This is a genomic window from Sorangium sp. So ce124 (assembly GCF_051525235.1).
GTDB classification, from domain to species: domain Bacteria; phylum Myxococcota_A; class Polyangia; order Polyangiales; family Polyangiaceae; genus Sorangium; species Sorangium atrum.
In genome coordinates, this window is the sequence record NZ_CP150312.1 from 13242014 (window position 1) to 13252949 (window position 10936).

The window sequence follows — 10936 nt, forward strand, 5'->3', positions numbered from 1 at the left end:
CCCTTTCTCCTCTCCCCTTGGCGTCCTTGGCGGCTTGGCGGTTTCTCTGCTGATCCGGGGCAACTTCCCCCAATAGAGTTAGTTGTGGGGAACCGTGACGAAGGCCGAATCGGTGGCGTCGTTGCCCGAGGCGTCGGAGGCGGTGTAGACGACCGTATAGATTCGGCCGTCACCGCGGCCGGAGCGCTCGGATCGGAGCAGGAACTGCGTGTCCGGCGTGCCGAACAGCGCGCCCTGGATGTCATTCGGGAAGTTACCGTCGCCGAGCCCCTCGTCCGGTTCATCGCTGGTGATGGACGTCAGAACGAAGCTCGCGTTCGGGTCACACGCGTCCGTGACTGCGACCGTGGCATGGATTGTCCTGAGCTTGTGGTTCGGCGGCCGCAGGACATCGGGGCTCAGCGTCACGTCGACGACCGGCGGAGTGGTGTCGACGATGGTCACCGTGGCGGTGTCGGGCGCCGACGACGCTCCGCGCGAGTCCGTCACGACCAAGGTGACGGTATTGACGCCGACGGGGCAGAGAGCCGTCGGCCTTTCCACGGTCGGGTCCACGAAGGTGCAGGTCGGCGAAGACCACAGGAACGTCAGCGCCTGTCCTTCGGGATCGGACGAGCACGTACCGTCGAGCTGGACAGGGCTGTTCTGCGCCTTGCACTCGGCGAAGACGTCCGCGCAGATGTCGGCCGTGGGGGCGAAGTTGGGCGCGAGCTCGGCGTCGAAGAAGACGTCGGGGTCGGGGCGACCGCCGGGAAACGCGGGCGTGACCAGGGTATTGCGGTTATCACCCCACATGTAATAAAAATTGTTCGCGTCTGCGGCGACGGAGATGTACTCGCCCATATAGCAATTGACGACACCGGGGTCGAAGTTCGGGTTGATGGGCGGAACAGGGAAGCTTACGTCTGTGACCCGGGCGAGCGCCCCGAAATTAGCAGCGCCGTCCGTGGAGAAAGCGCGGAAGACATCGATGTTCAGGTTGTTCGCCGCGTCGTTGCGGCGGTCGTACCAGGCCACGCCGACGGCGCCCGCCCCGCCCACCGCGACGAATGGCTCGAACTGGTCCGTCGCTCCGCCGCCCGCGCCGAGCTGGAGCGGGGCGCTCCACGTAGCGCCCCCATTCGTCGAACGGCTGAGGAAGACGTCGCTCTGGTCGACCCCGCCGGCCGGGTCGCTGGCCCAGGTGACGTAGATATTGCCATCGAAGGCGCCACCTGTCGTGTCCACCGCCATCCAGGCCTGGTGGAGCATCCGGATGTCGCCGTTCAGCGCCGGCCGCATGTCGCCGCCGCCGCAGTTGACGATGTTGTCCGTGCCCGGATGCCGGTTGCCCGTCGAGACCGAGATCGTGGTCGAGAAGGTCAAGCCTGCATCCACCGAGCTGCGGAAGCGAATGTCGTTGGCCGTCGCTCCTGCGCGATCCGCCCACGCCACGTGCACTTCGCCGTTGGGACCGACGCCCACGCTGCACCCGAAGGGCGCCGTCCCGTTCGGCTGGAGGATCTGTTCACCCTGGTAGGTGAGGCCGCCGTCCAGCGAACGCGAGAAGCGCAGCTCGCTGCTGTCTGCGTTGCCATCGCCGTTCGTGTCGAAGAAGCGGGTCCAGCAGACGTAGACATTGCCGTCATTCGCTCCGCCGGTGTTGTCCACCGCGACCCACGGCTTGTCGTTCAGAATGGTACCGGCGAGACCCGAAGACACGGGGCTGGCGTCCACGGCGGCGCCGAACGTCTGGCAATCGTCGGTCGAACGCGCCACGCCGATGGCGGGATCTCCACCGATCGTCGCGATCTCTCCATAGTAAAATGTGCCCGTGCCCTGATCCACCGCCAGCACTGGATCACCGCTCTGGCCGATGCCGTTCAGGTCTGTCCAGGTAGTCCCGAGATTCGTGGAGCGGGACAGGCCCGAGAAGCCGCCTGGTCCGGAGTTGTTATAGCCGGCGCATATCGTATTGCCTCGCACGGCCATTGAAGTCTCGCTCTGCGTCGTGTTTTCCGGTGTGTCATCGGTTGGGTCATTCACGAGGACGTCCGTGCCCGGCGCCCCGGAGATCAGCTGTGGTGGCTCCGAGGCGACCTCCGCGTGTGACGTCGCGCGAGGCAGCGGTGCCGGGAGCGATGCGCTCCTGGAGTCGAGGTACATCTCGCCGGCGGGCGAGGGCTGGGTGAAGGGGCTGTTCGATTGATCGAGCTCGACCGAAGAGACCGCCTCGGCCAGATCTTCAGAAGAACCGCAGGAAGCCGCGCCGAGCGCCACTGTCGCCGCCGAACCAAGGATTGAAGTCGCACGCACGAGAACATATTTCTTCATGGTCCCCCCCCCTTGCAGATCCGCGCCGATGGCGCGGGCCAAGGCATATTTCACGAGCAGGCAAGGCAGCTATGTGAAAGAAAGGCTCCTCAGGGTTTGCTGAACCTGAGCGGCGCGTTTGGCCTCCTCGCCGGCTCTGGCCACGACCGCCGCGACGATCTGGAAACGGTGTTTGTTCGTCTGTAGAAAGATGAGTGTGTTCGCGCCGCCGCTGACCATCTCGTAAGCGGCGATCCCACCGATTTCGACCGGGTGAAACCGGGCGCGGAACCCCCCGCCGTAGCTCTCACCCATGAACTCGTCGAGCGATGCCGTATCCGTGAGCCGTTTGCTGCAGATCTGCACGAACGAGCGCAGCACGAGGGCGGTCGAGCCCGGCTCGGGCAGGACCGGAGAATCGATGATTTCAACCGATTCGCAGCGAGCGCCGCTTGCGAACTCGGTCGCCACGACCTGACCCCGGACCTGCCAGTCCGCGGGGTAGAGCAATGAATATCCCAGTTCTTTGTTTTGCAGGCGCTTTGGCGGCAACGGGCTTGAAATGAGCGAATCGGACATGGGCTCTGTCCGCTCAGGTCTATTGCAGCCGGGCCCCGCCGCCCAGAGCGTCCAAGCGAGTCCAGTGAATACCAAATTTCGTCCCGACATCACGATTTTCATTGTCTCTCGTCATTGTATTTTACCTGTTTTGGCAGGTGGTCAAGCGAGAGTGTAGATGGCTCATTTCCGTCCATTTCAAGGTGATTGAACACGTGAGCGCGAGGGCCTCCTTGGATGTCCGGAGCGGTGGGCGCAACTTGCCGGGCGAAACTGCCAATTCCTTGGCGTGCGGCTCGCCGCACCGTTCTGAACGCCGCGTGGGCTCGCTCGCATCCGCCGGGTCACCGTCGCCCGCCGCGAGGTGGGGTGCGGAGTTCGCGCCATCGTGACCACCGAGATCACCGCATCGTGATCACCAGGATCACCCTCGTGATCATCGGGATCACGGTCCTGATCGCGCGGCTCGCCGCTCGTGATCGCGCTGGTGCATCCCGCACGCGACGCTGGAGCTACTGCACCTGGAGCACCTGCGCCAGCATCCCGGCGGTCTTCGCCACACCGCCTTCCGGCGACGGCTCGTTACCGACCGACTTCTCTCGCAGGACTCTGATCCGCGGTTCCGCGGTTCTAGGGTGCGGCGCCGCCGCCGGCGTCGACCTCCCGGATCGACCTCGGCTGAGCGCCGCTCGTAGCCACCCCAGACGTTGTTGACGAGCACGTCGAGCCGCCCGTGCTGCTCAGCGCGGATCCGCTCGATGACGGCCCGGGTCTGATCGTCGTCCCGGTGGTCGCAGCGGACGGCGATCCCGCGCCCGCCGAGCCGCGTCACCTCGTCGGCCGTGCCGGGCAGCGGGATGGCCGCTTCGCCCTCCGCGACCGTCCGCCCGGTCACGTAGACCGTGGCCCCGGCCTCGCCGAGCCCGAGCGCGACTCCCTTGCCGACGCCGCGGCGGGCCCCCCGTGACGAGCGCCACGGCCCCTGTGAGCGGTCGAGGCATGAGAAACTCTCTTTACTTTATCTGACGCGCCCCCTCGCGCGCTCCGCGAGGAGCAGTCCATCCTAGCGGACCTTTATCCATTTTCCAAGGCAGCCCTCGTCGACGCGCGTCTGCCCGTGTTGACGCGCGCGTCATGCCCGGCCGAACACCTCGACAGACGGTGCGCGTCGTGTGACCGTTGAGCTGTCATGCCAATGCACATGCCGACCCCTGCGCCTGCAGAGAACATCGTCGCTCTCATCGGGCACACCCCGATGATCCAGGTGACTCAGCTCGACGCCGGCCCGTGCGAGCTCTTCCTCAAGATGGAGAGCCAGAACCCGGGCGGCAGCATCAAGGATCGCATCGGCCTGTCGATGATCGAGGCGGCCGAGCGCGCCGGCCAGCTCGGGGGCGAGCGGCGCCACGTGGTCGAGGCGACGGCGGGCAACACAGGGCTCGGCCTGGCGCTCGTCGCGGCGCAGAAGGGCTACCGGCTCACGCTCGTGATCCCGGACAAGATGAGCCAGGAGAAGGTGTTCCACCTGAAGGCGCTCGGCGCGCAGGTGGTGATGACGCGCTCCGACGTCGAGAAGGGCCACCCGAGCTATTACCAGGACCTGGCGGCCCGCATCGCGCGCGAGGAGGGCGCGTTCTACGTGAACCAGTTCGAGAACCCGGCGAACGCGCTCGCCCACGAGACAGGGACCGGCCCCGAGATCGACGCGCAGCTCGATCGAAGGATCGACGCGATGGTGTGCGGCGTCGGCTCCGGCGGCACCATGACCGGGCTCTCGCGCTACTTCGCCAGGGCGCAGCCGCGCTGTGAGATGGTGCTCGCCGATCCGGAGGGCTCGGTGCTGGCGGGCTACGTCAAGACCGGCAAGCTCGGCAAGGCGGGCTCGTGGCTCGTGGAGGGCATCGGGGAGGACTTCCTCCCCCCGATCCTCGACCTCACCCATGTCAAGCACGCTTACACGATCTCCGACAGGGAGAGCCTGGAGACGGCGCGGCTGCTGCTCTCCAGGACGGGCATCCTCGCCGGCTCGTCGTCCGGGACGCTGCTCGCGGCGGCCCTGCGCTATTGCCGCGAGCAGTCGTCGCCGAGGCGCGTCTGCACCCTCGTCTGCGACAGCGGCAACAAGTACCTGTCGAAGATGTACAACGATTTTTGGATGGCCGATCAGGGCTTCACCGATCGGGCGCCCACAGGGGATCTGCGCGACGTGATCACCCGCCGCCACGCCGACAGGGCGGTGGTCACGGTGCAGCGATCGGACGCGCTCCTCGTGGCCTATGCGAGGATGAAGCTCTACGACGTGTCGCAGCTGCCCGTCCTGGAGGACGGCAAGATCATCGGCATCCTCGACGAGTCCGACCTCCTCCTCGCGGCCGTCGACGACGTGACGCGCTTCCGCCAGTCGGTCGAGTCTGCGATGACGACGCGGCTCCGGACGGTCGACGTGAGGACGCCGATCCGGGATCTCCTCCCGATGTTCGACGCGGGGCTCGTGCCGATCGTGACCGATGGTGACGAGTTCGTCGGGCTGGTCACCCGCATCGACCTGATCAACTACCTGCGACGCCGGGTGAAGCTGCACGAGGTGTGAGCCGCGCGCGGGCGCCGGCCCGCGCGCAGGCGAACCCCGCCTCGGTCGTCGCGTCGGGCGGGCGCGCTGCGCCGCGAGCGCCCGTCGGCGCGCCTTGTGCGGGCAGCGGGCTCGTGGTGAGCTGCGCGCCATGCAGGAGGCGCGCGGAGCTTTCGTGATCGACCTCGCCACGGCGCGGGTGGTCGATCTGACGCACCCGATCACCCCGGAGATGCCGCTGTTTCCCGGCGACACGCCCTATGCGTCGGAGACGCTCAGCACCATCGAGGAGGACGCGTATTGCTCCAATCGGTTCTCGATGGCCGAGCACGCGGGCACGCACGTGGACGCGCCGGCGCACTTCACGGCCGGGGCAGCGACCGTCGAGCAGATCGCCCCGGAGCAGCTCGTGGGGGCGGCGGCGGTCGTGGACGTGACGGCGGCTGTTGCGGCGAGCCCGGACCACCGGGTCACGGTGGATGATCTCCGGAGCTGGGAGGCGCGGCACGGCGCGCTCGGCGCGAGGCATATCGTGCTGATCCGGACGGGCTGGGGGGCTCGCTGGTCCGATCCGGTGAAGTACAGGAACCAGGACGCCCAGGGCGTCATGCGCTTTCCCGGGGTGTCCGTGGAGGCGAGCCGCTACCTGCGCGAGCGCGGCGTGCGCTGCATCGGTATCGATACGCTGTCGACCGACCCCGGGCAGAGCGAGACATTCGAACAGCACAGGGCATTCCTTGGCGCGGGCGGCTATCACATCGAGAACCTGGCCAATCTGGAGCAGCTCCCGGAGGCCGGGGCCGTCGTGGTGGTCGCGCCGCTGCCGCTCGCGCGCGGCAGCGGCGCGCCCGCCAGGGTGCTGGCGCTGGTGCCGGCCTCCGGCGAGCCGGCGAGATAGCGCGGCACCAGCACCGCGTCGCGTCGGCGCGGAGGACGTGGCCGAGTTCATCCGAGTATGCGCAGCTCGACATCAACGCACTTACATGGACGTCGAATCCGGAACGGAAGTTGACGGCCGCTGCTTGCGACAGCCTGCAGCGCTGCTGGCTGTCCCCAGCAACCTACACCCCTTCGCGCTCGCCACACCCGGTCGATTCGCACCTTCAGATCCGTTGATTCCATGCCGAAGACGCGCGGGCCTGCGGTGCCTTCCCCGCCGGCCAGGCGCGCAGCGCCGACGGCACGCAGCCTGCTTGTAGGTCAGGACAACAGGCGCGCAGCGCGAAACCTGATTCCTGTCGGCACCGGCCGGCGAGCACCTCCGCAAATCGCCTCGTGATCACGTCGTGATCGCGTCGCAGGGAGGGTCGTCGGCTCCTCGGAACGACATGCCCGACGGCGCGGAGCGTACACCGCAAACACAGGAGTGAGCATGAAAACGATCTCTTCGAAGTGCAGCGTGTTGGCCTTGGTGATTGGCGTCTCGATGACCTTGGGATGTTCTTCCGGTTCCGGTGGCTCGTCCTCGGACGGCGATCCGCAGACCGGAGACGGCGCGCTCGCGATCGTCAACGGGCACGTGACCGACGAGGGCTCTGGGTCTCACGACCACAGCCTCGCCGGCGAGAGCACCGTCGCGAGCACGAAGACGGTCCGCGTCTCTCATCTGCTCGAGAGCGGAGCACTCGAGTCGCTGGCAGAGACCACGATCGACGCGGAGGGGGCCTTCTCCGCGGAGGTCCCGGTCGACGCAAAGCCGCTCATCGTGCAGGCCCTCGACGGCTCGGGCCAGGTGATCGGCTCCGCGTTCCTCGATGCGGCAGGGAGCGCCGCGGGCGAGATCGCCGTCGCGGCGCCGATCTCGACCGAGAGCTCGGTCGAGGCGCTCGTGCTCATCGATCTCGCCGCCAGCGTCGCGGTGGACGCCACCGTGGCGACGGACGTGCGCGCGCTCGTCGACGCGGAGCTCGCCGCCGCGGTCGCGGCCGCGGCGTCGGCCGGCGCTGAGACCAAGGCGGTCGTGAAGGCGATCGCCGGGGCGACCCTGGGAGCGCACCACGCGGAGCTGCGCGCGCTCGCAGCCGCGGGCGTGAACATCGACGCCGACGCGCTCGCCAGCGCGGAGCTGGAGGCCGCCCAGACCCTGAACGCGGCGCTGGATAGCGAGGTCCCCGCCGGTGAGGCGACCGCTCAGTTCCTCGCGGAGGTCGACGCCGCACTGGACGCCGCAGGAGCCGCCGCCGATGTGCGCGCCCAGGCGCAGGCCGCGGCCAGCATGACCTTCCGCGCCGAGCTCAGCGCTGCGCTCGACGCGTCTGCGGACGTGGAGGTGGTCCTCTTCGCCTGCGCCCACGCCGCCGCACAGCTGGAGGCGCGCGCGACCGCGCAGGCGACCACGGAGATCGTCAAGCTGAGCGGCGCCGCGCAGGCCACCGTCGACGCGATCGCGGACGCAGGCGCCAAGCTGCAGGTGGACGTGGCCGCAGCAGCCAGCATGGACGCGATCATGACGGCGCGCACCGACTTCGTCACGAGCCTCTCTGGCGAGGCGCAGCCTGAGGCCGACGGTGCGCTCGGCCTCCTGGTGGGCACCACCGTCGACGCCAAGGCGGCGCTGCGGGCCGTCCTCGATGCCACGGTCGACCTCAACGCGCAGCTCGACGCCGACCTGAAGGCCGCGCTCTCGGCCTACCTCGACGCCGAGGCGCACGCCGGCGCGAGCGCGTCAGCCAGCCTCGACGCCAAGCTGGACGGCATCGTCGAGGCCTACACGAAGTTCGCGGCGGGGATCGAGGCGCTCGCGCCGACGCTCACCGCGGCGGCCGCCAGCGACGCGCAGGCGGAGGCGGTGACCCAGGTCCTCTGCTCCGCACAGATCATGTTCCGCACGCCGATGTGATCCGAGGTCGCCGCGGCCGGGTTCGACCGTAAACATGGGGAGGGCGAACGGGGGGACTCCTGCCCCGCCCTCCGCCTGGTCGGATGCGGTGTCATGATCGCTTGCCGGGCCACCCCTGACAATTCCCTCATTTTGTTGGCATTTTCGGCGGAAAATTCGAGGGGATACTTCAGGGGCCGCCCGGCACGTCGGTGCCAGGGATGGTCCACGGACGCTCAGACGTCGGTCGCCAGGACGCCATGCCGGCGAAGCAGTTCCCGCAGGTAATTGCGATCCATCCGCGCCGCCCGCGCCGCGCGCGAGACATTGCTACCGTTGGTGCGGATCAACGCATGGACATAAGCGCGTTCCCAGAGCGTGATGACTCGCTCTTTCGCCTCACGAAACGACAGCGACAGGTCGTCCTCCCTGAACACGTTCTCGCGAGCTTCCCCCTGCGCGGCCTCGCCCTCGGTCGCCGCACCCTCCCGCCAGAGGACCGGATCCGCTAGCAGCACGGCCCGCTCGACCGCGCCGCGCAGCTCGCGGACGTTGCCCGGCCAGTCGTGGCGCGCCATCGCCTCCACGAGCCCCAGGGGCGGTTTGGCGCCGTCGGCGAACTGCCGGTAGAAGTGCGCGACGAGCAGCGGGATGTCCTCGCGGCGCTCCCGCAGCGACGGGACGCGTATCCGGACCACGTTCAGCCGATAGAAGAGATCGGAGCGGAAGTTACCCCGGTTCACTTCCTGGCGCAGATCGCGGTTCGTGGCGGCGATCACCCGCACGTCCAGGCGGATCGGGTCTAGGCTGCCGACGCGCCGTATCGTCCGCTCCTCCAGGGCGCGAAGCAGCTTGGGCTGCAGGTCGAGCCGGAGCTCGCCGAGCTCGTCGAGCAGCACCGTCCCCCCGCGCGCCGCCTCGAAGGCGCCCGCCCGAGCCTGCTGCGCGCCCGTGAAGGCCCCCTTGGCGTGCCCGAACAGCTCGGACTCGATGAGCGTGGGTGGGATGGCGCCGCAGTCGATCACGACGAATGGCCCCGAGGCGCGGCGGCTCTGCTGGTGGATGAGCTCGGCGAGGAGCCCCTTGCCGGTGCCGGTCTCCCCTTCGAGGAGCACCGTCGAGTCGGACGCCGCGACCCGCGGCAGCATCGCAAAGATACGCCGCATCGCGGTGCTCTGCCCGAGGACGCGCCCGGAGAGGTCCTCATCGCCGAGCGGCTCGCGGATCTCGTCCGGAAGGACGTCGAAGCGGAGCGTGGACTGGCCCACGCCAATCAGCGCCCCCGGATCGAGGTACGCGGCTTCGACGCGGATCCCCGAGACCCTCGTGCCATTGGTGCTGCCGAGGTCCCGGAGCAGAAACCCCTGTGGCGTGACGGTGATGACGCAGTGGTGCCGCGATACGGCCTGGTCGGTCAGGACAAGCTGGTTGCCGCGGGCGGAGCCGATCACGAGCTCCGGCGCATCTGCCACCTGCGAGGCGCCCTGATCAGGGCCGAGCTGCACCTGGACGCGGAACCGGCTGAACGCCACCTCGCGGGGGCGCGCCTCCAGCACCGCTGTCGCGCCGACATCCTGGCAGGGGGGTCGCTCCGAGGCCATCGACCTCAAGCTACCACACGAGCGACCGACCCGCGCTCCCGAAGCGCGTCGTCGTACGCCGAGGCAGGCAAGCGCCGCGCCTGCCCGGTGCGTCAGAGGCTGCTGCAGGGCGCGAACGAGTCGAGAGAGATGCTACTATGCAGGCTCGTGGTGATGGTCTCCACGTAGCGGCCGCCTCCCGGCGTGTCACACGTGGAGTGGCCGTCCGCGTCGCGAGCGCAGGCGAGGGAGCACGGGCCAAGGAGGGTGACGCCGCACGTGGGCGAGATGCCGCAGATCCGCTGGACCGAATGTCCGCTCCAGTCGACGCCGCACGCCGCCACATCCGTGTTGTCGATGCAGGCGAACGCAGCCGGGCTGTCCGGATGGAAGAGGTTGCCAAACATCGTGGCATCCGGGGTGGTGAACTCGGACGGCGCGGCCCCCGCGCGTCCGGCGAGCGCCTGGTGGCTCCCCGTCATCCGGACCTCCACTTCCATGCTGAGACCGTTGAGCGTCTGAAGCAGGCACGCCGTCATCCACCGCTGTGTCTCGACGTCCTCCAGAGGCGACGATATCCACCGTGGCGCGAGGCCGACCGTGCCCTCGAAGGAGACCCCCGCGGCCTCACCGCGCAGCGCCTCGCCTCCAGGGAGCGCGCAGAGGATCGCGTAGGAGAGGAGCCGCCGCCCCTCTGCGCTCGCGAGCAGCGGGGTGTCGGTGAGCTCGCCGCTCGCTCCCTCGAGCGGGACCTCAGCCAGGGCGCGCAAGGCTTGCTGCGTCGCGGATCGCCAGAAGAACGCAGGATCGTCTCCGTTCATGACGATGATCGCGTCCTGCTCCTCGGTGCGCGAGCTCATGCCGCTGTGCCGCTCCGCACCACATCCGGCGATGAAGAGAGAAAACCCCGTTATGACAGCGCTGAACGGTCGTGAAATGGACATGATCCCCCCGGGGCGCGCGCGGCGCCGAACGCATGTGCTCGGCGAGCAAGCTGTGCAAGGTGCAGGCCGGCCCTCTGCTTCAGCGGCTCGCCCCGGCGGGAGCAGGCCCTGCAAGAGAAATGGCCGCGCCGCCGCGCGAAGCACCTGAGTCGTACAACACCCATGCGGCCGAGAT

General features: G+C 68.5%; 7 protein-coding genes and 1 pseudogene. 3 read left to right on the plus strand and 5 right to left on the minus strand.

The window, feature by feature from the left end:
- Window positions 1-78: 78 nt before the first annotated feature.
- The 3 genes and pseudogenes from WMF19_RS49605 to WMF19_RS49615 form a co-directional block, all read right to left on the minus strand.
- Window positions 79-2313: a hypothetical protein gene (locus WMF19_RS49605; RefSeq protein WP_437896758.1), complete on the minus strand. Its 2235-nt coding sequence runs from the start codon at window positions 2311-2313 to the stop codon at window positions 79-81.
- A 69-nt stretch (window positions 2314-2382) separates the two neighbouring features.
- Window positions 2383-2871 carry a hypothetical protein gene (locus tag WMF19_RS49610; protein ID WP_437896759.1) on the minus strand — a complete coding sequence of 163 codons (489 nt, stop codon included), beginning with the start codon at window positions 2869-2871 and terminating at the stop codon, window positions 2383-2385.
- Between the two features lie 424 nt (window positions 2872-3295).
- Window positions 3296-3751, minus strand: a pseudogene (locus tag WMF19_RS49615) (hypothetical protein); the annotation flags it as partial.
- A 294-nt stretch (window positions 3752-4045) separates the two neighbouring features.
- On the opposite strand from WMF19_RS49615, the gene WMF19_RS49620 reads away from it, so the two are divergent.
- The 3 genes from WMF19_RS49620 (at window position 4046) to WMF19_RS49630 (ending at window position 8258) form a co-directional block, all read left to right on the plus strand.
- Window positions 4046-5440 (plus strand): pyridoxal-phosphate dependent enzyme, encoded by a 1395-nt coding sequence (locus tag WMF19_RS49620; protein ID WP_437901764.1) that lies wholly within the window; start codon window positions 4046-4048, stop codon window positions 5438-5440.
- 154 nt (window positions 5441-5594) lie between these two features.
- On the plus strand, window positions 5595-6317 hold the full coding sequence (locus tag WMF19_RS49625) for a cyclase family protein (protein ID WP_437896760.1): 723 nt from the start codon (window positions 5595-5597) through the stop codon (window positions 6315-6317).
- Between the two features lie 474 nt (window positions 6318-6791).
- A complete protein-coding gene (locus WMF19_RS49630) occupies window positions 6792-8258 on the plus strand; it encodes a hypothetical protein (protein WP_437896761.1) in 1467 nt (488 codons plus the stop codon).
- Between the two features lie 215 nt (window positions 8259-8473).
- Here the strand turns inward: WMF19_RS49630 and WMF19_RS49635 are convergent, their stop codons facing one another.
- Both WMF19_RS49635 and WMF19_RS49640 read right to left on the minus strand, forming a co-directional pair.
- A complete protein-coding gene (locus tag WMF19_RS49635; RefSeq protein ID WP_437896762.1) occupies window positions 8474-9838 on the minus strand; it encodes a sigma 54-interacting transcriptional regulator in 1365 nt (454 codons plus the stop codon).
- 92 nt (window positions 9839-9930) lie between these two features.
- Window positions 9931-10677 (minus strand): hypothetical protein, encoded by a 747-nt coding sequence (locus tag WMF19_RS49640; RefSeq protein WP_437896763.1) that lies wholly within the window; start codon window positions 10675-10677, stop codon window positions 9931-9933.
- Window positions 10678-10936: the final 259 nt, after the last annotated feature.